Raw genomic sequence first — 22,845 nt, 5'->3', positions numbered from 1 at the left:
CGTGGGCCTTAGTGGCCTTCCTTGGCGTGGTTGATCGTGTATTTCGGAATTTCGACGGTCAGGTCTTCGTCGGCGACGATAGCCTGGCACGACAGTCGCGAGTTGGGCTCCAGCCCCCACGCCTTGTCGAGCAAATCTTCCTCGGTTTCCCCGGCATCTTCCAGCGAGTTGAAACCCTCGCGCACCACCACATGGCACGTGGTGCAGGCGCATGACTTCTCGCACGCGTGCTCGATGTTGATACCGTTCGTCAGCAGCGCATCGCAAACGCTGACGCCGGTGCTGGCTTCGAAAACAGCGCCCTCGGGACACAATTCCACGTGGGGCAAGACGATGATCTGTGGCATTTCTTTCCTGTGCTTTCCGTGCGGACCCGGCGCTTAGCCGAGGTCCTCCACCTTCTTTCCAGCCAGCGCGCTCTTGATCGAACGATCCATGCGGCGCGCGGCAAATTCATCGGTACCATGCGACAGCCGTTCCACCGCCGCCTTGATCGCGTGGTGGTCCTCGCCCCGGGCGATGTCACGCACGCTCGCCATCAGCGCATCCACGTCCGCGCGCTCCGCATCCGAGAGCAGGTCGCCATCGACTTCGAGCGCACGTCCGGTGGCTTCCACCAGACGATCGGCCTCGACACGTTCTTCGGCAAGCGCACGGCTCTTCATGTCGTGCTCGGCTTCGCGGAAGCTTTCCTGCAGCATCCGGGCGATGTCGTCATCGGCCAATCCGTACGAAGGCTTCACGGTCACGGACGCTTCCACGCCCGAATTGGTCTCGCGCGCCGACACCGACAGCAGGCCGTCGGCATCCACCTGGTAAGTCACGCGAATACGCGCCGCACCCGCCACCATCGGCGGAATACCGCGCAGCTCGAAGCGGGCCAGCGAGCGGCAATCGCTCGCCAGTTCACGCTCGCCCTGCAGCACGTGGATCGCCATGGCCGTCTGGCCATCCTTGAACGTCGTGAACTCCTGCGCACGCGCTACTGGAATGGTGCTGTTGCGCGGGATGATCTTTTCGACAAGGCCACCCATCGTTTCCACGCCCAGCGAGAGCGGGATCACGTCGAGCAGCAGCCAGTCGTCGCCCGGTGCGTGGTTGCCAGCAAGCAGGTTGGCTTGCATCGCGGCGCCCAGCGCCACCACACGATCCGGGTCCAGATTCGTCAGCGGCTGCTGGCCGAAATACTCGCCCACCGCCTTGCGGATGGCGGGCATGCGCGTCGCGCCGCCCACCAGCACCACGCCCTTCACGTCCTCGGGGCCCACGCCGGCATCGCGCAGCGACTTGCGCACGGGCGCCAGCGTCTTCTGCACCAGATGCTTCGTGATATCGATAAAGGTGTCGGCGTCCAGCGGCAGATGCACGATCTCGCCGCTGTTCAGTACCGCGTCGATCACGGTCGTATCGCTCGACGACAGCGCTTCCTTGGCCGCACGGGCTCGCACCATCAGCAAGCGCATGTCCTCGGCGGACAGCGGCTGCAAGCCGGCCTGCTCGACGATCCAGCACATCAGGCGCTGGTCGAAGTCATCGCCGCCCAGTGCGGAATCGCCGCCGGTCGACATCACCTCGAACACACCCTTAGTGAGCTTGAGCACCGAGATATCGAAAGTGCCGCCGCCCAGGTCGTACACGGCGTAAATGCCTTCGGCAGCGTTGTCGAGACCGTAGGCAATGGCCGCAGCCGTCGGCTCGTTAAGCAGGCGCAGCACGTCGAGACCAGCCAGTTGCGCCGCATCCTTCGTTGCCTGGCGCTGCGCGTCATCGAAGTACGCCGGCACCGTGATCACGGCACCCACGATATCGTCGCCCAGTGAATCCTCGGCGCGCTGACGCAACGTCGCCAGAATCTCTGCCGAGACTTCCACCGGGCTCTTTACACCCGCCACGGTCTTGATCTGCACCATGCCCGGCGCATCGACGAAATCGTACGGGCTGTGCTCGATATTGGTCACGTCCCGCAGGCCGCGGCCCATGAAGCGCTTGACCGAAATCACGGTGTTCTTGGGATCGCGTACTGCCTCGTCCTGGGCCTTGTAGCCGATATGCGCCGCGCCGTTCGGCAGATAGCGCACCACGGACGGCAGCAGCGCGCGGCCGCTTTCGTCAGGCAGGACTTCGGGAATGCTGTTGCGTACGGCAGCCACCAGCGAATTGGTGGTGCCGAGGTCGATACCCACGGCAAGCCGGCGCTGGTGAGGCGCCGTGGACATGCCGGGTTCGGAAATCTGGAGCAGTGCCATGAGAATCTTCTAATCTTCGAGCCGATCGATCGCCTCGCTGGCGTCGTGTTCGATCTTTTCGATAAACATCAGCTGGCGCGCAGCCGCGCTTGCGGCGTCGTTATCCGCGCCATCGAGCAATGCACCGAGCGCCGCGTGACGATCGCGCTTTTCCTGTCGCAGCTCGCGCAGCAGGCTGTCCAGTTGCCCGACATCGCGCGTTTCCACCGCGTCCTGCAATGCTTCACGCCATTCCATCTGTTGCATCAGGAAGGCAGGCGCCATCGCCGTATTGCTTTCGGCCTGGATATCCACACCGCGCAATTGCAACAGGTAGATGGCGCGCTTCAGCGGCTGGCGCAGCGTCCGGTAGCCCTCGTTAGCATGCGCAGCCCACTGCATGGCCACGCGCCGCTCGGCATCGCCGGCATTGGCGAAGCGGTCCGGGTGGGCCTGCGACTGGACTGTCCGGTAGGCAGCCTCCAGCGCCGCCTCATCCACGTCATACCGGGCGGGCAGCCCGAACAGCGAGAAGAAATCGTCTTTCAAAGCGCGTCTTTCAAAAACTTCGCCAACAGTTCTGCCAACAAAAAGGAGCGGTCATGCCGCCCCCTTGTCGTATTGCCGCGCCGCGCATCTTGCCGATGCGGACGCGGCGTCGGGTCAGACCCGGAACGACTCGCCGCAACCGCACTCGTCCTTGACGTTCGGATTGTTGAATCGGAAACCCTCGTTCAACCCCTCGCGTGCGAAATCGAGTTCGGTGCCGTCGATGTACGGCAAGCTCTTCGGATCCACGATGACCTTGAGGCCACGCGTCTCGAAGACCTGGTCCTCGGGCAGCACCTCGTCCACATACTCAAGCTTGTACGCCAGGCCCGAGCAGCCAGTGGTCTTCACGCCGACGCGCAGGCCCACGCCCTTGCCACGACGTTCGAGGTAGCGGGCGACGTGCTTCGCCGCCTTTTCGGTCATTGTGATCATCTTTGCCTTGCTGTCAGAAAAATTACGCGGCTTGCGCGACGCCGTGCTTCTTCTTGTAGTCCTCGACGGCCGCCTTGATGGCGTCTTCCGCGAGAATCGAGCAGTGGATCTTCACCGGCGGCAGCGCCAGTTCTTCTGCGATCTGCGTATTCTTGATTTCCAGCGCCTGATCCACGGTCTTGCCCTTGACCCATTCGGTCACCAGCGACGACGATGCGATGGCCGAACCGCAACCGTAGGTCTTGAACTTGGCGTCTTCGATCACGCCCGATTCGTTCACCTTGATCTGCAGCTTCATCACGTCGCCGCAGGCCGGAGCGCCGACCATGCCGGTGCCCACCGCGTCGTCGTTCTTGTCGAACGAACCAACGTTACGCGGATTTTCATAGTGGTCGAGAACCTTGTTGCTGTAAGACATTTTGGCTACCTCTGACGAATCTTTATGGGGTTCTTGTTATGACTGCCGGCTACGCTCAGTGCGCGGCCCACTGGATCGAATTCAGGTCGACGCCGTCCTTGAACATTTCCCACAGCGGCGACAGGTCGCGCAGCTTGCCGATCTTGTTCTTGAGCAGTTCGACGGTGTAATCCACTTCCGCTTCCGTCGTGAAACGACCAACAGTGAAGCGGATCGAGCTATGCGCCAGTTCGTCATTGCGACCCAGCGCGCGCAGCACGTACGACGGTTCCAGCGATGCCGACGTGCAAGCCGAGCCCGACGACACGGCCACATCCTTGATGGCCATGATCAGCGACTCACCTTCCACGAAGTTGAAGCTGACGTTCAGGTTGTGCGGCACACGGTGTTCCATCGAACCGTTCAGGTACACCTCTTCCATCGACGACAGGCCGTTCCACAGGCGATCACGCAGCATGCGGATACGCTCGTTCTCCGTGGCCATTTCCTCGCGGGCCAGGCGGAATGCTTCGCCCATGCCGACGATCTGGTGCGTAGCCAGCGTGCCCGAACGCATGCCGCGCTCGTGACCACCGCCGTGCATTTGCGCTTCGATGCGGATACGCGGCTTGCGGCGGACATACAGCGCGCCGATGCCCTTCGGGCCATAGGTCTTGTGGGCCGAGAACGACATCAGGTCGCACTTCAGCTTGCTCAGGTCGATACCGACCTTGCCCGTAGCCTGCGCAGCGTCGCAGTGAAAAATGATGCCCTTCTCGCGGCAGATCTCGCCGATCTGCTCGACGTCCTGGATCACGCCGATTTCGTTGTTCACCAGCATTACCGACACCAGGATCGTGTCCGGGCGCAGTGCCTGCTTGAACACGTCCATGTCGATCAGACCGTCATCCTTGACATCGAGGTAAGTCACCTCGAAGCCCTGACGTTCCAGTTCACGTGTGGTGTCGAGCACAGCCTTGTGCTCGGTCTTCACGGTGATGATGTGCTTGCCCTTGCCCGAGTAGAAATTGGCCGCGCCCTTGATACCGAGATTGTCCGATTCGGTTGCACCCGACGTCCACACGATCTCGCGCGGATCGGCACCCACCAGCGCCGCAACCTGCTCGCGCGCTTCTTCCACTGCACGCTCGGCGTCCCACCCGTAGGCGTGGCTGCGCGAGGCCGGATTGCCGAACTGCTCGCGCAAGTACGGAATCATCTTGTCGGCGACGCGCGGGTCCACAGGCGTCGTGGCCGAATAATCCATGTAGATGGGGAAGTGTGGGGTGGTGCTCATCTTATGACTGCCTTATAGGGATCGCTTATCGCGTACTGCCTACCGATAGTTTAGTATAAATGCTACAGCCTTGCTTACGACTGGGCGAGGCTGAACACCGAATTGACCACGCGGGCGCGCGCAGGCTTTTCCTGTTTTTCGGTTTTATTGCGGGATATGGTGACCGGTTGTTGCGCGGCGTCTTCGCGCCGGTCGTGCAGCACGGCCGGTTGGCGGGCGCGCTGCTGGTCAACCAGATTCTTCAGGGAGACGGAATCGAGGTACTCGACCATCTTCTGGTTCAGCGTGGCCCACAGTTCATGGGTCATGCAGCGGCCTGTGCCTTCATCGCCATTGCAATTGCCTTTGCCGCCGCATTGGGTGGCATCGAGCGGTTCGTCCACGGCGATGATGATGTCTGCAACCGTAACGTCTTCGGCCTTGCGGGCAAGACTGTATCCGCCCCCCGGGCCACGCACGCTTTCCACGATCTCATGGCGGCGCAGTTTGCCGAAGAGCTGTTCGAGATACGACAGCGAGATCTTCTGGCGTTGGCTGATACCCGCCAATGTGACGGGTCCCTGATCCTGGCGCATAGCCAGGTCGATCATGGCGGTTACCGCGAAACGGCCTTTGGTGGTCAGTCTCATGATGCTCGGGGAGAGGGAATACTTGAGGATTTCGGTCGAGTTTACGATATCCCGACTAAATCAGTCAAGTTCCCCGTGCTGCAATGCACTGTTCCGAAAGCTATAACGATGACCCTGAAAACCGCCTGGCAGCGCGCCTTTGGCCGTGATTGGCCGAATCAGGGCGCGATTTTACCGGCTGCGGCAAATTTCGGCACAGCCCGACTTGCTGCTATCACAGTCTGGGAATCTATAGCTGTTCGGCTAGAACCTTGCCACGCGCGAAGCCCGCGGCTTCCGCTTCCTCCGGCGACTTGTAGTGCGCCGAGGCCGGCGCATTCTCCACAAGCGTGCTGGCAGCGCGGATGTTGGTCCCCTTGCGGCAGACCCGTACAGTGAAGTCCCAGTCCACCGGATTGCGAGGTTTCACGAGCACCTGGATCTCGTGCGTCTCGAACACCTTCTTCTTCCATTCACTGCTATACGCCATTCCTGTCTCCCGGCCAGCTGTGTCTTGGCCCAACCTGCGCCCGTGGTCAGTTCACTTCACCGGCGTCGATGGTGCGCATGGCTTCGGCCTCGGCCAGGGCGAGTGCCGCCTCTGGCGTTTCGGCCGTGCCTGTCTCGGTTTCAAACGTGGGGCCGCCCGGCTCCCCAAATGCGTCGGCAATCGTCACCACACCGGCAAAGCCGCCGGCCGCATGTCGGATGGCGCGGGCCACGACAGCATATCCACCGTATTCGAACTGCGTGACCATGGCGCGCTCCTGGTTCGTGATGCGGCACGACGACTGCGGGGCTCCGGACGCGGATGTCCTTCATCACTATAGGATGCCGTGCCGCAACATGGGCACCGGGAGCGCCTCTTGCTGGATCGGGGATTGCCTCAGCTTGACGGCGGCAACAGATGGTCGCCATCGGCGGCGCCACCAAACACCTGCGCACGCAGCTTGGCCAGGCTGTCGCGTACCTGGGCAGCCTTCTCGAATTCAAGATTCCTGGCGTGTTCGAGCATCTGCTTCTCCAGGCGCTTGATTTCCTTGGCCACCTGCTTCTCGCTCATGTCCTCGTACTTCGCGCGCTCCGCGGCAGCGGACAATTCGGCCTTGACGTCGTCCGGGTCATACACGCCGTCGATAATGTCCTTGATCCGCTTGACCACACCGCGCGGCGTGATGCCGTGGGCCTCGTTGTGCGCCATCTGCTTGGCGCGGCGGCGCTCGGTCTCGCTGATCGCCACCTTCATCGAGTCCGTCATCCGGTCGCCGTAGAGGATGGCGGTACCGTTGACGTTCCGTGCTGCCCGGCCGATGGTCTGGATCAGCGATCGCTCGGCACGCAGGAAGCCTTCCTTGTCAGCATCGAGGATCGCCACGAGCGATACCTCCGGAATGTCCAGGCCTTCGCGCAGCAGGTTGATCCCCACCAGCACATCGAACGTGCCCAGGCGCAGATCGCGGATGATCTCCACGCGCTCGACCGTGTCGATGTCCGAATGGAGATAGCGGACCTTGACGCCGTTCTCGGACAAGAACTCGGTCAGTTGCTCCGCCATGCGCTTGGTCAGCGTGGTCACCAGCACGCGCTCGTTGACCTTGACCCGCGCATGGATCTCGCCCAGCAGGTCATCCACCTGCGTGGTGGCCGGACGGACCTCGATCGTCGGGTCCACCAGCCCCGTGGGCCGCACCACCTGCTCCACGACCTGGCCGGCATGTTCCTTCTCGTAGTTCGCGGGCGTGGCGGTCACGAAGACGGCCTGACGCATCTTGCGCTCGTACTCGTCGAACTTGAGCGGCCGGTTGTCCATGGCGGACGGCAGCCGGAAGCCATATTCGACCAGCGTGGTCTTGCGGGCGCGGTCGCCGTTGTACATGCCGTTGAGCTGGCCGATCAGCACGTGCGACTCGTCGAGGAACATCAGCGCGTCCGGCGGCAGGTAGTCCACCAGCGTCGGCGGCGGTTCGCCCGGCTGGGCGCCGGACAGGTGCCGCGAATAGTTCTCGATGCCCTTGCAGAAGCCGAGTTCGGTCAGCATTTCCAGATCGAAGCGCGTGCGCTGTTCCAGCCGCTGGGCCTCGACGAGGCGGTTTTCCTTGTAGTAGAAATCCAGTCGCTCGCGCAACTCCACCTTGATGTTTTCGATCGCGCGCAGCACGGTCTCGCGTGGCGTGACGTAGTGGCTCGACGGATAGACCGTGAAGCGCGGAATCTTCTGACGCACGCGCCCTGTCAGCGGATCGAAGAACTGCAGCGAATCCACTTCGTCATCGAACAGTTCCACGCGAACGGCCATTTCAGCATGCTCGGCAGGGAAGATGTCGAGCGTGTCGCCGCGCACGCGGAACGTGCCACGCTGGAAGTCCGCGTCATTCCGCGTGTACTGCATCGCAATCAGCCGCGCAATGATGTCGCGCTGGCTCAGCTTGTCGCCGTTGCGCAGCGTCAGAATCATCTGATGGTATTCGCTCGGATTGCCGATACCGTAGATGGCCGACACCGTCGCCACGATGATCGTATCGCGCCGTTCCAGCAGGCTCTTGGTGGCCGACAGCCGCATCTGCTCGATGTGCTCGTTGATGGACGAGTCCTTCTCGATGAACAGGTCGCGCTGCGGCACGTAGGCTTCAGGCTGGTAGTAGTCGTAGTAGCTGACGAAATACTCGACGGCGTTGCGCGGAAAGAACTCCCGGAATTCCGAATACAGTTGCGCTGCCAACGTCTTGTTTGGCGCAAATACGATGGCTGGCCGCCCCATCCGCGCGATAACGTTGGCCATCGTGAACGTCTTGCCGGAGCCGGTTACCCCCAGCAGTGTCTGGAACGACAGCCCATCCTCTACCCCTTCCACCAGTTGGCGGATCGCCTCGGGCTGGTCGCCGGCCGGTAGATAGGGCTGATAGAGCTGGAACGGGGACCCCGGAAAAGTAACGAACTTGTCTTCGTCGAGAACGGGGGCGGCTTCAGCGAGATTCGTCATGAAATTAGGGAAATACCTCAGGAAAACGGGCGGATACGCTAGAATCTTGGGGTTGCGCGGAACGGTTCAACCCCATTGCCGATCTGCCGCAGCCCAGCGCAGTCCGAAGCATTCTACGCCCTCCGTTTTGTTACACAGCTGACCACGAGATTCCAAATGAGTTTGTTTTCTGCCGTCGAGATGGCCCCGCGCGACCCGATCCTGGGCCTGAATGAAGCATTCAATGCCGATACGCGTCCCACCAAGGTGAATCTGGGCGTTGGCGTGTACTTCACAGACGAAGGGAAAATTCCGCTGCTGCGCGCTGTGCAGGAGGCCGAAAAGGCACGCCTGACGACCGCCACGCCCCGTGGCTACCTGCCGATCGAAGGCATTGCCGCGTATGACCAGGCTGTCCAGACCCTGCTGTTCGGCAAGGAATCGGCCCTGATCACGGAAGGCCGCGTTGTGACCGCACAAGCACTTGGCGGCACGGGCGCCCTGAAGATTGGCGCCGACTTCCTGAAGCGCCTGTATCCGGATGCTTCGGTCGCCATCAGCGATCCGAGCTGGGAAAACCACCGCGCGCTGTTCGAAGCCGCCGGTTTCCCGGTAGTGAACTATGCCTATTACGATGCCCCGAGCCACGGCCTGAACTTCGCCGGCATGGTGGAATCGCTGAAGTCGTACCCGGCCAACACGATCGTCGTGCTGCACGCGTGCTGCCACAACCCCACCGGCGTGGATCTGAATGAAGCCCAGTGGAAGCAGGTGGTGGAACTGGTCAAGGAACGCAACCTGATTCCGTTCCTCGACATGGCCTACCAGGGCTTTGCCGACGGCATCGAGCCGGACGGCGCCGCTGTGCGCCTGTTCGCCGAGTCGGGCCTGCCCTTCTTTGTGTCGAGCTCGTTCTCGAAGAGCTTCTCGCTCTACGGCGAGCGCGTGGGCGCGATCTCGATCGTGACGACCAGCAAGGACGAAGCGCAGCGCGTGCTGTCGCAGATCAAGCGTGTCATTCGCACGAACTACTCGAACCCGCCGACCCACGGTGGCACCGTAGTCGCCACCGTCCTGAACAGCCCGGAACTGCGCGCCATGTGGGAGCAGGAACTGGGCGAGATGCGCGACCGCATCAAGCTGATGCGCAATGCGCTGGTGGACAAGCTGGCCGCCGCTGGCGTGCCGGGCGACTTCTCGTTCGTCAAGGCGCAGCGCGGCATGTTCTCGTACTCGGGCCTGACCTCGGCCCAGGTGGACCGCCTGCGTACCGAACACGGCATCTACGCCGTGGGCACGGGGCGCATCTGCGTGGCCGCACTGAACAGCCGCAACATCGACGCCGTGGTGAAAGCCATCGCCGCCGTCTACTAAGCGATTTGCTGCATCTGGGCGTTGCACCAAAATGCAACACCCAGTCGAAAAAGGCGACCTGGAAGCCACTCCGGTCGCCTTTTTCCGTTTTGTCGGCGGATGTCATCCCGATATAGCGCCAATGTCCTATTGTCTTCCGCGGCTGGCGGCGTACCTTTGAGAGATATGCTGCAGAGCACGATCGTTCGATTGCGGGCATAATCGTTGTGCGAGTCACTCGCGACAATAAAGGCTAGACAGGCATGCTTTATCAATTGCATGAATTCCAGCGCTCGATGCTGAACCCGCTTACCGCGTGGATGCAGGCGACCGCCAAGACGTTTATCAATCCCCTCAGCCCCCTCTCGCTGCTGCCGGGTGCGCCCCGGCTGGCGGCAGGCTACGAGCTGCTATACCGGCTCGGCAAGGAATACGAGAAGCCGGCGTTCGATATCAAGGCCGTGCGTTCCAACGGGCGCGACATTCCCATCGTCGAACAGACGGTGCTGGAAAAGCCGTTTTGCAAGCTGATCCGCTTCAAGCGGTACGCCGACGATCCCGAGACCATCAAGCTGCTCAAGGACGAGCCGGTGGTCCTGGTGGCCGCGCCGCTGTCCGGCCACCACGCCACGCTGCTGCGCGACACGGTGCGCACGTTGCTGCAGGATCATAAGGTCTATGTGACCGACTGGGTGGATGCCCGGATGGTCCCGGCCGAAGACGGTGCCTTCCACCTTTCGGACTATATCTACTACATTCAGGAATTCATTCGCCATATCGGCGCGGAAAACCTGCATGTGGTCTCGGTGTGCCAGCCGACGGTGCCGGTGCTGGCGGCGATTTCGCTGATGGCTTCGGCCGGCGAGAAGACGCCGCGCACGATGACGATGATGGGCGGCCCGATCGATGCCCGCAAGAGCCCGACGTCGGTCAACTCGCTGGCGACGAACAAATCGTTCGAGTGGTTCGAGAACAACGTCATCTACACGGTGCCTGCCAACTATCCGGGTCATGGCCGCAAGGTCTATCCCGGCTTCCTGCAGCATGCCGGCTTCGTGGCGATGAACCCGGACCGCCATCTCTCCTCGCACTATGACTATTACCTGAGTCTGGTCGAGGGCGATTCCGACGATGCCGACGCGCACGTGAAGTTCTACGACGAGTACAACGCCGTGCTCGACATGGCGGCCGACTACTACCTCGACACGATCCGCGAGGTGTTCCAGGAATTCCGGCTGGCTAACGGCACGTGGGAAATCGATGGTGCGCCGGTGCGTCCGCAAGACATCAAGCGCACCGCCCTGCTGACTATCGAGGGCGAGCTGGACGATATTTCAGGTGCTGGCCAGACGGCTGCCGCACACGACCTGTGCGAAGGTATCCCGAAAGCGCGCAAGCAACATATCACCGCGCCGAAGTGCGGCCACTACGGGATTTTCTCGGGCCGCCGCTGGCGCGAGAACATCTATCCGGAACTGCGCGACTTCATCCGGAAGCACTGAAGGTCTTCTGCCAAAGCAAAACGCCCGCAAATTTCTTGCGGGCGTTTTGCTTTCGGCGGATGTCAGCAACCTTCAGCGATTGGTCAGGTAGGACAGCAGCATGTCCGTATGCAGCTCGGCAAAGCGGGCGTGTTCCTCTTCGGAGGCCACGTCGCGGCCAATCACGGCGCTGATCGTGTACCGGTTCGACAGCACATAGTAGCCGAGCGCCGAAATGGTCAGGTAGAACTGCGGCACGTCGATGCCATCACGGAACACGCCCTGTTGCTGGCCGCGCCGGATGATGTCGGCCAGCACATCCACCACGGGGTTGATCAACTGGTGAAGTTGCGAAGATTTCTTCAGGTGCCGCGCCTCGTGCAGGTTCTCGCTGTTGACCAGCCGAATGAATTCGGGATGCGCGTAGTACCAGTCCCAGACGAATCGGGCGAGCGTGCGGACCGCCGCCACCGGGTCTTCGTCCGTGATGTGAAGCTGCTCCTCGGCCGCACGGAATTCGGCGTACTGCTTTTCGAGCACGGTAAGGAAGAGACCTTCCTTGCTGCCGTAGTAGTAGTACAGCATCCGCTCGTTGGTTTCCGCCCGACGTGCGATCTGGTCGACGCGGGCACCGGCCAGCCCGCCTTTGGCAAACTCTTCGGTGGCGGCCGCCAGGATACGCCGACGCGTGCCCTCGGGATCCCGCTTGGTTCTTGGCTCGTTTGACATGAATTTCCGGTCTGTCGATTGCGCGGATTATGGCACAGCCGTCACCCCCTCCCCTTGTCCCACATACGGGTGACGCCGCATGATCCCCTTTTCTGCATGGCGGCGAAATCGGGGATAATCCTTGCCGCCACGCGTCCGGCAGAGACGCGCCGATGCGCTTGCGTGCCGATGTGCCAGTCGCTCCCCCAGAATCCGTTTTTGCAGTCTCGCAGTCGTGACCCACTCCCAACCCACCGCAGCCGGCACCGCCAGCCTGGCGGACCGTCTTGAAGCCTTGCTGCCGCAAACCCAATGCACCAAGTGCGGGTTCGATGGCTGTCGCCCCTATGCCGAGGCCATGGCCACGGGTCAGGCCGACAGCAACCGCTGCCCGCCCGGGGGTGCCACGGGCATCGTACGATTGTCCGCGCTGCTGGGCACGGCGCCGCAGCCGCTCGATCCCGAACGCGGCATCGAACAGCCCCGTGCTGTGGCCCGAATCGATGAATCGCTCTGTATCGGCTGCACGCTCTGCATCCAGGCATGCCCGGTCGACGCCATCGTCGGCGCGGCCAAGCAGATGCATACCGTGCTGCCCGACTGGTGTACCGGCTGCGATCTCTGCGTGGCGCCCTGCCCGGTGGACTGCATCGCGATGGTCCCCGTGACCGGCGCGAATACCGGATGGGATGCGTGGTCGCAGGAACAGGCTGATGTCGCGCATGCCCGCTATCTGTCGCGACGGGTGCGGCTCGTGCGTGAGCGCGAGGAAAACGACGCACGCCTGGCCGCGAAGGCTGCGGCCAAGCTCGAAGCCCTGCAAACCGAGCCGGTGGAATCGGACGCCGAACGGGCCGCCCAGGCGCGCAAGAAAGCCATCATCGAGGCCGCGATGGCCCGGGCGCGCGAAAAGGCTGCGGCGGCCGCTGCCGCCAAGCCGCGCAATACCGAGAACGTGTCGCCCGCCGTGCAGACCCAGATCGATGCCGCCGAGGCCCGCCGCTCGCGGCTTGGTCTCGGTACGTCGGCTCCGGACGCCTCGCCCAGCCCTCAAGACAACAACAACGATCCGTCCCGCGCATGAACCCAGCCAAGCGCCTTGCCATCTTCGAAACCCTGCGCGAAGTCAATCCCACGCCAGAGACGGAACTCGAATACAGCTCGCCGTTCGAGTTGCTGATCGCCGTGCTGCTGTCCGCGCAGGCCACGGACGTCGGGGTGAACAAGGCCACGCGCCGCCTCTATCCCGTCGCGCACACGCCGCAACAGATCCTGGATCTCGGCGAGGCCGGGCTGATCGAATACATCAAGACGATCGGGCTATACAAGACCAAGGCGAAGCATGTGATGGAGACTTGCCGCATCCTGGTGGAACAGCACGGCGGCAAGGTGCCACCGGTGCGCGAGGCGCTGGAAGCGCTGCCGGGCGTGGGGCGCAAGACCGCCAATGTGGTGCTGAACGTGGCGTTCGGCCATCCCACCATCGCCGTGGACACGCACATTTTCCGCGTGGCCAACCGTACCGGGCTGGCGCCGGGCAAGAACCCCGATGCCGTGGAGCAGAAGCTGCTCAAGGTCACGCCGACCGAGTTCATGCACGATGCCCACCACTGGTTGATCCTGCACGGCCGCTATGTCTGCAAGGCGCGCAAGCCAGAATGCTGGCACTGCGCGATCGAGCCGCTCTGCGAGTTCAAGCCAAAAACGCCAGCCCCAAACGTCTAGACATTCGGACTGGGCCGCAATCCGGGAAAGCGCGAGGTTGGGCGGAACCTTCCAAACGCCGCCCGCCAGCCCCACCGAATCTGGCAACGCTGCTACGCTATGCGGTCATCGCACCCGTCCGGGACCTGTCATGACCGCCCCCTCCGCCCATGCAGCAGACGATGCAGTTCCTGACGCTTCTCACACTTCCGGCGACATTGCCGAGATCCTCGACGTTCTGATTGTCGGCGCCGGGCTGTCCGGCATCGGCGCCGCACGGCAGCTCCAGCAGCGCTGCCCCGGCAAACGCTACGCCATCCTCGAAGCCCGCGACGCCATCGGCGGCACATGGGACCTGTTCCGCTATCCGGGCATCCGTTCCGATTCCGACATGTACACGCTCGGCTACCGCTTCAAGCCGTGGCGTGGCGCCAAGGCGATTGCCGATGGCCCGTCAATCCTCTCCTATATCCGCGAAACCGCCGACGAAGCCGACATCACCGGAAAGATCCGTTTCGGCCACAACGTCGTGAGCGCCGCCTGGCACAGTGCCGAGGCATGCTGGACCGTGGAGGCCGAACGTACCGCCGACGGTTCGCGCCAGCGGCTCAAGGCACGGCTGCTCTACGTCTGCGCCGGCTACTACAGCTACGCCGAAGGCCACCGGCCCGACTTCCCCGGCGAAGAAAACTTCCGTGGCAAGCTGGTCCATCCGCAGTTCTGGGACCCGTCGATCGATTACGCCGGCAAGCGCGTGGTGGTGATCGGCAGTGGCGCCACGGCGGTCACGCTGGTGCCGGCCATGGCCGAGACGGCGGCACAGGTAACAATGCTGCAGCGCTCGCCCACCTACATCGTGACGCGCCCTGGCGAAGATGCCATCGCCAACCGGCTGCGCAAGCTGCTGCCGGCGCGCGTGGCTTACGGCCTGACGCGCTGGAAGAACGTGCTGCTCGGCATGTTCTTCTTCCAGCTTGCTCGCAGGCGGCCTGCGAAGGTCAAGGAGCGGCTGGTCGGCATGGCCGCCGCCCAGCTCGCACCCGGCTTCGATGTCGATACGCACCTGACGCCGCGCTACAACCCTTGGGACCAGCGCGTGTGTCTGGTGCCCGACGGTGACCTGTTCCGGGCCATCCGCAACGGGCGGGCGTCGATCGTCACGGACCATATCGAGCGATTCGATGCGGACGGCATCGTGCTGAAATCGGGCCAGACACTGCCGGCCGATGTGGTCGTGGTAGCCACCGGCCTGAAGCTGAATATGCTCGGCGACATTGCGCTGACCGTGGACGGCCAGCCGCGCCGCCCATCGGAGTGCCTGGCGTACAAGGGCATGATGCTCGGCAACGTGCCCAATATGGTGCTGGCGTTTGGCTACACCAACGCTTCGTGGACGCTCAAGGCGGACCTCACTGCCGAGTACGTCTGCCGGCTGCTGAAATTCATGGACCGGCGCGGCCATCGCATCGCCATGCCGCAGGTCGATCCCGATGTGCAACGGACGCCGTTCCTCGATTTCACATCGGGCTACGTGCAGCGTGCCGCCGCCGTGCTGCCCCGGCAGGGCGACCGCAAGCCGTGGCGCGTGTATCAGAACTACCTGATGGATATGCTGACGATCCGCCATGGCCGCATCGACGATGGCGTGCTGCGCTTCGATACCGCGCAGGCCGCCCCGCTACCTCACCACGATCCACTCCCCGAGGCGCAATCTTGAAGATCCTGCTTGTCATCGTGATTGTGGGGGCGGTGTTGCTCGCCGCCCTGCTAGCGCTGCTGTTCCTGTTCACTTGGCGCACCGCGCGCAAGATCGAGGCGGCGTTCCCGCCCACGGGCCGCTTTATCGATGTGCCCGGCGCGCGGCTGCATGTGGTCGAGCGCGGCGAGGGCCCGCCGATCCTGCTGGTACACGGGTTGTCGGGCCAACTGGAGAATTTCGGCTACGGCATGATCGCCCCGCTGTCGCGGGACCATCGCGTGATTGCGGTGGATCGTCCGGGCGCGGGCTGGTCCACGCGCCCGGCCGGCGCGCCCGCCGACCTCAAGGCGCAGGCCGATACGTTGGCCGCGCTGATCGACAAGCTGGGGCTGGAGCGTCCGCTGGTCGTCGGTCACTCGCTCGGCGGTGCGATCTCACTGGCACTTGCCACCTATCACCCCGAGCGCGTGGGCGGACTGGCGTTGATCGCGCCGCTGACCCATCCGCCGAAGACGATCTCGCCGGTCTTCAAGGCCATGGCGATGGAAAGCGCCTTCGCGCGCAAGCTGATCGCCTGGACGCTGCTGATTCCGATGTCGATCCGCAATCGCGAACAGGTCATGGATATCGTCTTCGGTCCAGACCCGGTGCCTGCGGATTTCCCGACCCGTGGCGGCGGTTTGCTGGCGCTGCGGCCCAGTCATTTCCTGGGCGCCTCGGAAGATTTGCTCGGCGTAGCGCCCAGCCTGCCGCCGCTGCTGGCGCGCTATGGCGATCTGCGCGTGCCGATCAGCATCCTGTTTGGCCGAGAGGACCGCATCCTCGACTACCGGGAGAACGGCGAAGCCTTCGTTGCCAAAAACCCGGCAACCCGGCTGACATTGGTCTCGGGTGGGCATATGCTGCCGGTGACCGCTGTCGATACCAGCGTCGATTTCGTGCGCACCGCAGCGGCCAGCCTGCGTGAACCGGCCACTGTCTGATTCGCATTGAACATCCACCGAAAGGACCTGCCCATGGCTGCCTCCACCGGTTTCAATCCCTACAGGCGCGACCTGCCTACCGCGTTCCAGGCCATCCGCAAGCTGATGGCCGACGGCAACGACACCGAGCAGGTATTCCGCATCATGCGCGCGCTGAACGGGCCCTCGATGCCGCGCAACTATGGCCGCCTGCTGAGCACGCCCGACGGCCGCCGCATGGCGTACCAGCGGATCGAACTGGCGGAGAAGCTCTCGGACCCAGCCTATATCGCCGCCTTTGCACCGGGCACCGTCGGCGCCGCGTATCGCGCCTTTCTGGAGAAGACTGGCTATAGCGCCGATGGACTGGCGAAGGTCTCGAACCTGAATCAGGAACCGATCGTCGAGGATGCCTATATGTGGTTCGGGCGCCGCACCCGCGACATCCACGATATCTGGCATGTGCTGACGGGTTACCGCGCCGATGAAAGCCTGGGCGAAGCGGCGCTGGTCGCGTTCAGCTACGCGCAGACGGGCGGACAGGGCTGGGCCTTTATCGCGCTGGCCGCCTCGCTGAAAAGCTGGCGCCTGACGCGCAGCCTGGCGTTTGCGCGCGCAGTGCTGGAAGGCTACCGGCTGGGCCGGAATGCAGGCTGGCTGCTGGGGGAGGACTACGAGAAGCTGCTGAACGAGCCGATCGACGCAGCCCGGGCACGGCTGGGGATCGCCCAGCCGGTGAAGTACCTGGCCTGTCATCCCGTGGAGGAATGGTCAGCCTGATCGCCATGTTGCCTGTCACCAACGAAAAAACGGCCCGAGGGCCGTTTTTGTCTTTCTGGCAGGTGCCGAATGCTCAGACGATCTTGCAGGCTTCGTCGAACGACAGGCGCGGCAGGCGCGGATGCAGCTTGTCGGCTTCGCCATAGCCCAGGTTGATCAGGAAGTTGACCGACCATTTGCCGTCCGGGAAGAATGCAGCGTTGAGCTTGTCGGCATCGAAACCGGCCATCGGGCCGCAATCCAGGCCCAGCGCACGCGCGGCCAGGATGAAGTAGCCGCCTTGCAGCGAGCTGTTCATCAGCGCGTCGCGCGCAATCTTGGCGTCGTTGCCGGCGTACCAGGCACGGGCATCGGCATGCGGGAACAGCTTCGGCAGTTGATCGTGGAAAGCGTTGTCGAACGCGATGATCGCGGTCACGGGCGCCGAACGCGTCTTGTCGACGTTGCCAGCCGAGACGCACTCCACCAGGCGAGCCTTTTGCTCCGCCGACTTCACGAACACGATACGGGCCGGCGAGCCATTGGCGGCGGTGGGGCCGAACTTCATGGCTTCGTAGATCTGCTTGAGCACGGCGTCGTCGACGTGCTTGTCCTGCCACACGTTGTGGGTGCGTGCTTCAGTGAACAATTGTGCAATCACAGCCTGATCGACGGGTTTCATTGCGCGCTTTCCGGTTTTTATGATGAAAGAAAGCGCGATTGTACTCAAGGCGTTACAGGTGTGCGTGCAGGCCTTCGTCGAAGTCGTTCAATTCCATTCAACCCTCGTCGCTGTCCACCTGTGGCGTGCCGCTGGCGCGACGCGTCAGCCACAGCACGCCCAGCAGGATCAGCGCCCCACCCACGGCCTGGGTCACGCCGATATGCTCGCCTAGCAGCGCTGCGGCAAGCACCACGGTGACTACCGGCTCCAGCGTGGAGAGCATCGACGCCTTTGCCGCGCCCAGTTTCTGCAGTCCAGCGAAGAACGTCATGATGGCCAGCACAGTGGAAACTAACGCAATGGCCAGCAGGGCGAGCCATCCACCTGCGCTGGACGGAAACTGCGGCGGCACACCTACACTCGTGCGGATCACGCCGATCGTCACATAGACCAGCGCTGCCGCCGAACAGATCACCGTGGTCGTGGCGATGGCATTGACGCCGGCCGTCACGCGAGCGCCCACCACGATGTAGATCGAGTAAATTACCGCCGCCGCCACGCCCAGCGCGATACCCAATGGCGCGCCCTCCCCGCCGCCCACCGTCAGCCCGGCACCCACCGAGCACAGCACTAGCGCGATCACCGAGGTGGTGGTCAGCTTTTCTTTCAGGAAGACCGCCGCCAGCAACGTGACGAACAGCGGATAGAGATAGAGCAGCAGCGCCACGAGACTGGCCTGCGCGTGATTGAGCGCGGTGAAGAAGCAATAGGACTGGCCGACATAGCCTATGCCGCCCATCGCCGCCAGCGCCAGCACGCGGCGCCACGGCGGCAGCGCAATGCCGCGCGTGCGCATCACCACGGCCATCGCCAGCGCCGCCACCACGAATCGCACCGCCAGCAGGCCATAGACATCGGCACCGGCTGCATAGGCAAAGCGCGCGAAGATCGCCATCGCACCGAATGCGGTGGCGGACAGGGCAATCAGCAGCACGCCGGCGAACTTGTCGCGGGCCTGGCCCAGAGGGCCGGTGGCGGAAACGGTCATCGTGGAGGAAAAAGAGCGCGGAACGCTGCATTCTACTGACCCTGCGGGGCGCGCGGCGCATGCCCTACGCACATTCCGGCGCTGACTTACAATAGCGGCCATCATGTTCAATCCCTCAAGAGAAGAAGTCCGCCGTTTCTTCTGCGATGCCTGGCAGAAGCGCGTAGCGGGCAGTGTCCTCACCCCCCTGGAGGCCATCGCCGTCGACTGGATCGACCAGCACCCCGACTACCACGCGCTGCTGACCGATACCGAAGGCGCGCTGACGCGCGATTACACGCCCGAAGGCGGCCAGACCAATCCGTTCCTGCACCTGGCGATGCACCTGTCGATCTCCGAACAGGTGTCGATCGACCAGCCGCCGGGCATCCGTGGCGCCTACGAGGCGTTGAGCCGTAGGCTCGACTCGCCGCACGAGGCGCAGCACCAGATCATGGAAGCCCTCGGCCAGATGCTCTGGAATGCCCAGCGCAATGGGATGCCTCCGGACGGCCAGGCATACGTCGACGACATCCTGCGACGCGCCCGGGGCTGATTCTGCGTCTGACACACGGCGCCGTGCAGTAATCGACACTGCGCGGCATCAATACCAGACAACGCCTGACAAGAGCGCTCGGCAGCACGTGCTAGGCTTGCCGGCATCTTGTTCCTGTTGCGCCGCATCACCGGCAAGCGCGCATTCCTTGCGTGGCCGGCGCGGCGCTCCCTGCCCATGCTCTGCTCCGCTGCTGTCCGCGCCGGCTCGCGCCGCGCGGCTTTCCCCTCCCTGCGCTATGCATCGGCCATTGCCGGCGCCCTGCTGCTCTGGTCGCCGCTGGCGGCCCACAGCGCCGTGGCACTGCTGCAACCGCCGCGTGCCATCGATGGCACGAAGCCCCTGACACTGACGCTGCTCATCACTGCCGACGACGACACGCGCCGCTATGCCGTCCCCGATACGCTACAGGTGACTGCCGTGGGCGACCTGGCCGCCCCGGTGCGGATGGAGTTGAAGCGTGTGGGCAAGGGGCCGGAGATTCTGAACCTGCGGCGCGGTGAAAACCGCACAGTCAGCTACGCGACCGACTGGCCCGCAGGCATGCGCGGCATGGTGAGGCTGGACGTGGCGGGCATCGACGCCGCGCCCGTCACCATCACGCTGAACCGCGCGCCGTTGCCGGGCGAGGCCACTCCCACCGCGCCTCTGGTCGTCGCCAAGCCGGCCGCCACGCCCGATACCGAGCCGACCACTGCGGAACGGGACCTGGCCAATGCCCAGGGCACGCCAACGACAGCGCCCGTCACGCCTGTGGTATCCACCGCCGACGGTGCTACCACCGGTCCGGTACCGGCCGATCTTCGCGACTCCCAGCGTCTGGCGTTCAACGAGCCGATGTACCTGATGATCGGCGCGCACGACGGTGCCAACGCCAAGTTCCAGATCAGCTTCCGCTACCGGATTTTCGAAGGCGAGAACCCGAATTCGAAGTCGGTACTAGACAACCTGTATTTCGCATACACGCAGTTCTCGCTTTGGGACCTGGCCGCCGCATCCAAGCCGTTCAAGGACACCAACTACCGGCCCAGCCTGTATTACTACCTGTCCGATACCGGCGTGAAGAACAGCGTGATCAGCCGCCTGTCGATCGCCACCGGCTTCGAGCACGAATCCAATGGCCGCGACGGCGACGACTCGCGCGCGGTCAACACCCTGTTCATCAAGCCGACGATGTACTTCGGCGACCAGACCGACTGGCACTGGCGCGTGACGCCCAAGGTGTACGGGTATGTGGGCAAGAGCGACAACGAGGACATCGCCCACTATCGTGGCTACATGGACCTGAACATCGCCTATGGCCGCCCAGACTCGTGGGAACTCTCCACCACGCTGCGCAAGGGCACGCGCAAGGGCTACGGCAGTGTCGACGCCCAGCTCACCTATCCGCTGTCGCGGCTGCTGCCGGGTACAGCCGGCTACCTGATGGCAGGCTATTTCTATGGATATGGCGAGAGCCTGCTGTACTACAACCAGAAAACCCCTTGGCAATTCCGCCTGGGCTACGCATTGTCCCGCTGAGGTTATCCGGCGAGCGGTTTCCCTTCTGCCTTCAGCCGCGCATTGCCCACCGCCGCCGCGAACTGGCCATGACCGTGCCAGCCCGTGGCGCGGCCCAGTTTCTTGCCCTTGTGGAAGAACATGAACACTGGAATGCCGTGCAGGCCGAAGCGGCGGCCCAGTTCGGGGTGCGCGTAGACGTTGGTGTGCAGCCAGCGCAGGTTCAGCGCGCGGATCGGCTCGGGATTGGCGAGGATCGCCTTCTTTGCCATTTCGCAGTTAAAGCAATCCACACCCCAGAAGAACACGCAGACGAGATCGTCTCCGCTGGCGGCGATTTCCGCATCGATGGTGGACGGGTCCACTTCCTGCATGGCCAGCGCCTCGAAGGCGCGGTGATCCAGATGGGGGGCCGGTGCGTCAGACATCTACATTCTCCAGACACGACAACGCCCGGCAACCTTGCGGCCACCGGGCGTGTGTTTGCTACATGATCCTGCGGAAACTCGGACTCAGCGCGGAGCCGAAACGGTCACCAGCGCCGGGCGCAGCACGCGATCCGAGATCGTATAGCCACGTTGCAGCACGCTGACCACGGTGTTCGGTTCCTGCTCGGACGGGACCATCGAAATGGCCTGGTGGCGATGCGGATCAAAGCGCTCACCGACCGGGTTCAACTCGACGATCTTGCCGCGCTCGAAGGCCGCTGCCAGTTGGCGGGCGGTCAGTTCCACGCCTTCGCGCAGCTTGGCCACATCGCCGCTGTTGTCGGCCAGCGCGGCCTGCAGGCTGTCCATCACGGGCACGAGGTTGTCGGCAAAGCTCTCGATGGCGTACTTGTGTGCCTTCGAGACTTCGTCCTGGGAGCGGCGGCGGATGTTCTCGCCTTCCGCCGTGGCGCGCAGGAACATGTCGTAGTGTTCCTTGGCCTTGGCTTCCAGATCGGCCACCTGCTGGGCCAGGCGTGCCACATCATCGGCACCGGCTGCGGCAGCTTCGGGCGCCTGCGTGCGGGCGGCCTCGTCGGCCGGCGGCTGCATGTTCGGATTCGGCGTCAGATTCTGTTCTTCCATGTCGATTCGTATCAAAGCTAAAAACGCGGCCCATCTGCGGTAACGACAGGCCGAGGGGGGTTCGGATGCCCGGTTCGGGATCAACAGGCAAGTCTAGCCGCACTTGGCGGCACCACTCCAGTTTTTCAAGAGTGGACATTCAGAGACGCCGAAATACGCCGTTACAAAGAGCGGTTTCATGAGATCGAGTGTTCATTGCCTTGCTGCATCGCAATGACTAAGATTCATGCAGTAAAAATGACAAAAATAACGGGAGCCGGAGGTGGATCCATTCGATGCATCCTTGGGACGCTTCACCATGCACAAGCTGCCAGTCGTGACCGTATGCCTGATCGCCGCGCTATCGGCGATGACAGTCTTCATCTGCCTGTCGGAAGCGGTGGGTCCTCGCGACACCGAGTATGGCAGCGGCAAGGCCGTGTTCAAACACTACCTCGTCCACTACGTACGCTGATTTTTCCCGGAATACCGTGGCGACCTGGGCTGGCTCAATGACGAAAATCGTCAATCCGACGGCGGTCGCGCTTGGTTGGGCGGCCCTGTAGCTGGGCGGCCGGCTCTGGCTGCAACCGGCGCGTTTCAGCGTCTTTCTGGCGTCGGGCCTGGCTTTCCGGTGTTTCCTCGTAAGTCGTCTGGGCGATCGGCGCCGCGCCCCGCGAGGCCGGAATGCCCTTCACCAATACTTCCCAACGCTGCTGGTGCGCTTCCAGCACGACGGTATCGCCGGGCTTGACCTCGCGCGAATTCTTGACCGGCTGGCCGTTGACCGTGACCTTGCCGCGCTCCACTGCCTCGGCCGCCAGCGAACGCGTCTTGAAGAATCGCGCGCACCACAGCCATTTGTCGATGCGCATCCGCGCACCGCTCTCGAAATCCACCTGCATTCTCT

Annotated in this window: 26 protein-coding genes; 10 read left to right on the top strand and 16 right to left on the bottom strand. The window is 63.3% G+C overall.

All coding sequences use genetic code 11. The features are described 5' to 3' along the window. Positions 1–8: 8 nt before the first annotated feature. The 10 genes from fdx to uvrB form a co-directional block, all read right to left on the bottom strand. Positions 9–347: an ISC system 2Fe-2S type ferredoxin gene (fdx, locus tag GA566_RS04955; protein WP_160471851.1), complete on the bottom strand. Its 339-nt coding sequence runs from the start codon at positions 345–347 to the stop codon at positions 9–11. Positions 348–380: 33 nt separating this feature from the next. Then, the gene (hscA, locus tag GA566_RS04950) at positions 381–2,246 is read right to left on the bottom strand and encodes a Fe-S protein assembly chaperone HscA (protein ID WP_137926808.1); all 1,866 of its coding nucleotides are present in this window, start codon (positions 2,244–2,246) and stop codon (positions 381–383) included. Between the two features lie 9 nt (positions 2,247–2,255). Further along, the gene (gene hscB / locus GA566_RS04945; protein ID WP_137926807.1) at positions 2,256–2,774 is read right to left on the bottom strand and encodes a Fe-S protein assembly co-chaperone HscB; all 519 of its coding nucleotides are present in this window, start codon (positions 2,772–2,774) and stop codon (positions 2,256–2,258) included. A 114-nt stretch (positions 2,775–2,888) separates the two neighbouring features. Then, positions 2,889–3,209, bottom strand: coding sequence for an iron-sulfur cluster assembly protein IscA (iscA, locus tag GA566_RS04940; RefSeq protein ID WP_092292575.1), 321 nt, complete (start codon positions 3,207–3,209; stop codon positions 2,889–2,891). A 22-nt stretch (positions 3,210–3,231) separates the two neighbouring features. Continuing rightward, the gene (iscU, locus tag GA566_RS04935; protein ID WP_137926806.1) at positions 3,232–3,627 is read right to left on the bottom strand and encodes a Fe-S cluster assembly scaffold IscU; all 396 of its coding nucleotides are present in this window, start codon (positions 3,625–3,627) and stop codon (positions 3,232–3,234) included. Between the two features lie 55 nt (positions 3,628–3,682). Continuing rightward, positions 3,683–4,903, bottom strand: coding sequence for an IscS subfamily cysteine desulfurase (locus tag GA566_RS04930; RefSeq protein WP_137926805.1), 1,221 nt, complete (start codon positions 4,901–4,903; stop codon positions 3,683–3,685). Positions 4,904–4,977: 74 nt separating this feature from the next. Continuing rightward, the gene (iscR, locus tag GA566_RS04925; RefSeq protein ID WP_160471849.1) at positions 4,978–5,532 is read right to left on the bottom strand and encodes a Fe-S cluster assembly transcriptional regulator IscR; all 555 of its coding nucleotides are present in this window, start codon (positions 5,530–5,532) and stop codon (positions 4,978–4,980) included. A 229-nt stretch (positions 5,533–5,761) separates the two neighbouring features. Continuing rightward, positions 5,762–6,001 (bottom strand): hypothetical protein, encoded by a 240-nt coding sequence (locus tag GA566_RS04920; RefSeq protein WP_137926803.1) that lies wholly within the window; start codon positions 5,999–6,001, stop codon positions 5,762–5,764. Positions 6,002–6,047: 46 nt separating this feature from the next. Next, a complete protein-coding gene (locus GA566_RS04915) occupies positions 6,048–6,269 on the bottom strand; it encodes a hypothetical protein (protein WP_137926802.1) in 222 nt (73 codons plus the stop codon). A gap of 128 nt (positions 6,270–6,397) precedes the next feature. Next, positions 6,398–8,491 carry an excinuclease ABC subunit UvrB gene (uvrB, locus tag GA566_RS04910; RefSeq protein ID WP_137926801.1) on the bottom strand — a complete coding sequence of 698 codons (2,094 nt, stop codon included), beginning with the start codon at positions 8,489–8,491 and terminating at the stop codon, positions 6,398–6,400. A 156-nt stretch (positions 8,492–8,647) separates the two neighbouring features. Between uvrB and GA566_RS04905 the strand changes: the two genes are divergently transcribed. Beyond that, positions 8,648–9,844 (top strand): amino acid aminotransferase, encoded by a 1,197-nt coding sequence (locus tag GA566_RS04905; RefSeq protein ID WP_137926800.1) that lies wholly within the window; start codon positions 8,648–8,650, stop codon positions 9,842–9,844. Between the two features lie 242 nt (positions 9,845–10,086). After that, positions 10,087–11,325, top strand: a complete 1,239-nt coding sequence (locus tag GA566_RS04900) for a polyhydroxyalkanoate depolymerase (protein ID WP_137926799.1) — start codon at positions 10,087–10,089, stop codon at positions 11,323–11,325. Between the two features lie 72 nt (positions 11,326–11,397). Here GA566_RS04900 and GA566_RS04895 read toward each other — a convergent pair whose 3' ends face one another. After that, positions 11,398–12,033: a TetR family transcriptional regulator gene (locus GA566_RS04895; RefSeq protein WP_137926798.1), complete on the bottom strand. Its 636-nt coding sequence runs from the start codon at positions 12,031–12,033 to the stop codon at positions 11,398–11,400. A 214-nt stretch (positions 12,034–12,247) separates the two neighbouring features. On the opposite strand from GA566_RS04895, the gene rsxB reads away from it, so the two are divergent. The 5 genes from rsxB to GA566_RS04870 all read left to right on the top strand — a co-directional run bounded on the left by rsxB (position 12,248) and on the right by GA566_RS04870 (position 17,157). Then, on the top strand, positions 12,248–13,096 hold the full coding sequence (gene rsxB / locus GA566_RS04890) for an electron transport complex subunit RsxB (RefSeq protein WP_160471847.1): 849 nt from the start codon (positions 12,248–12,250) through the stop codon (positions 13,094–13,096). Continuing rightward, complete coding sequence (gene nth, locus GA566_RS04885; protein ID WP_160471846.1) at positions 13,093–13,737, top strand: endonuclease III; 645 nt, start codon at positions 13,093–13,095, stop codon at positions 13,735–13,737. The genes rsxB and nth overlap by 4 nt, the downstream gene beginning before the upstream one ends. A gap of 130 nt (positions 13,738–13,867) precedes the next feature. Then, positions 13,868–15,433 carry an NAD(P)/FAD-dependent oxidoreductase gene (locus GA566_RS04880; RefSeq protein ID WP_160471844.1) on the top strand — a complete coding sequence of 522 codons (1,566 nt, stop codon included), beginning with the start codon at positions 13,868–13,870 and terminating at the stop codon, positions 15,431–15,433. Then, positions 15,430–16,398: an alpha/beta fold hydrolase gene (locus GA566_RS04875; RefSeq protein WP_370459267.1), complete on the top strand. Its 969-nt coding sequence runs from the start codon at positions 15,430–15,432 to the stop codon at positions 16,396–16,398. The genes GA566_RS04880 and GA566_RS04875 overlap by 4 nt, the downstream gene beginning before the upstream one ends. A gap of 33 nt (positions 16,399–16,431) precedes the next feature. Further along, positions 16,432–17,157 carry a Coq4 family protein gene (locus GA566_RS04870; protein WP_137926794.1) on the top strand — a complete coding sequence of 242 codons (726 nt, stop codon included), beginning with the start codon at positions 16,432–16,434 and terminating at the stop codon, positions 17,155–17,157. Between the two features lie 73 nt (positions 17,158–17,230). Here GA566_RS04870 and GA566_RS04865 read toward each other — a convergent pair whose 3' ends face one another. Both GA566_RS04865 and GA566_RS04860 read right to left on the bottom strand, forming a co-directional pair. Then, on the bottom strand, positions 17,231–17,818 hold the full coding sequence (locus GA566_RS04865) for a malonic semialdehyde reductase (protein ID WP_160471842.1): 588 nt from the start codon (positions 17,816–17,818) through the stop codon (positions 17,231–17,233). A gap of 97 nt (positions 17,819–17,915) precedes the next feature. Beyond that, entirely contained in the window at positions 17,916–18,848 is a 933-nt protein-coding gene (locus GA566_RS04860) for a DMT family transporter (protein ID WP_137926792.1), read from the bottom strand. 103 nt (positions 18,849–18,951) lie between these two features. Here GA566_RS04860 and GA566_RS04855 point away from each other — a divergent pair, with 103 nt between their 5' ends. After that, on the top strand, positions 18,952–19,383 hold the full coding sequence (locus GA566_RS04855) for a DUF1841 family protein (RefSeq protein WP_160471840.1): 432 nt from the start codon (positions 18,952–18,954) through the stop codon (positions 19,381–19,383). 177 nt (positions 19,384–19,560) lie between these two features. Next, positions 19,561–20,904: a phospholipase A gene (locus GA566_RS04850; protein ID WP_160473220.1), complete on the top strand. Its 1,344-nt coding sequence runs from the start codon at positions 19,561–19,563 to the stop codon at positions 20,902–20,904. Between the two features lie 2 nt (positions 20,905–20,906). Here the strand turns inward: GA566_RS04850 and GA566_RS04845 are convergent, their stop codons facing one another. Both GA566_RS04845 and grpE read right to left on the bottom strand, forming a co-directional pair. Next, positions 20,907–21,311 (bottom strand): co-chaperone YbbN, encoded by a 405-nt coding sequence (locus GA566_RS04845; RefSeq protein WP_137926790.1) that lies wholly within the window; start codon positions 21,309–21,311, stop codon positions 20,907–20,909. Positions 21,312–21,395: 84 nt separating this feature from the next. After that, positions 21,396–21,956 (bottom strand): nucleotide exchange factor GrpE, encoded by a 561-nt coding sequence (gene grpE / locus GA566_RS04840; RefSeq protein ID WP_137926789.1) that lies wholly within the window; start codon positions 21,954–21,956, stop codon positions 21,396–21,398. 262 nt (positions 21,957–22,218) lie between these two features. On the opposite strand from grpE, the gene GA566_RS32855 reads away from it, so the two are divergent. After that, positions 22,219–22,410: a hypothetical protein gene (locus tag GA566_RS32855; protein ID WP_137926788.1), complete on the top strand. Its 192-nt coding sequence runs from the start codon at positions 22,219–22,221 to the stop codon at positions 22,408–22,410. A 34-nt stretch (positions 22,411–22,444) separates the two neighbouring features. Here the strand turns inward: GA566_RS32855 and GA566_RS04835 are convergent, their stop codons facing one another. Then, positions 22,445–22,840: an RNA-binding S4 domain-containing protein gene (locus GA566_RS04835; protein WP_160471839.1), complete on the bottom strand. Its 396-nt coding sequence runs from the start codon at positions 22,838–22,840 to the stop codon at positions 22,445–22,447. Between the last annotated feature and the right edge of the window lie 5 nt (positions 22,841–22,845).

Source organism: Cupriavidus sp. SW-Y-13 (assembly GCF_009793345.1).
In the GTDB taxonomy this organism is placed as follows: domain Bacteria; phylum Pseudomonadota; class Gammaproteobacteria; order Burkholderiales; family Burkholderiaceae; genus Cupriavidus.
The sequence above is the reverse complement of the archived record's forward strand: the minus strand, read 5'-3'. Positions and strand labels throughout refer to the sequence as shown.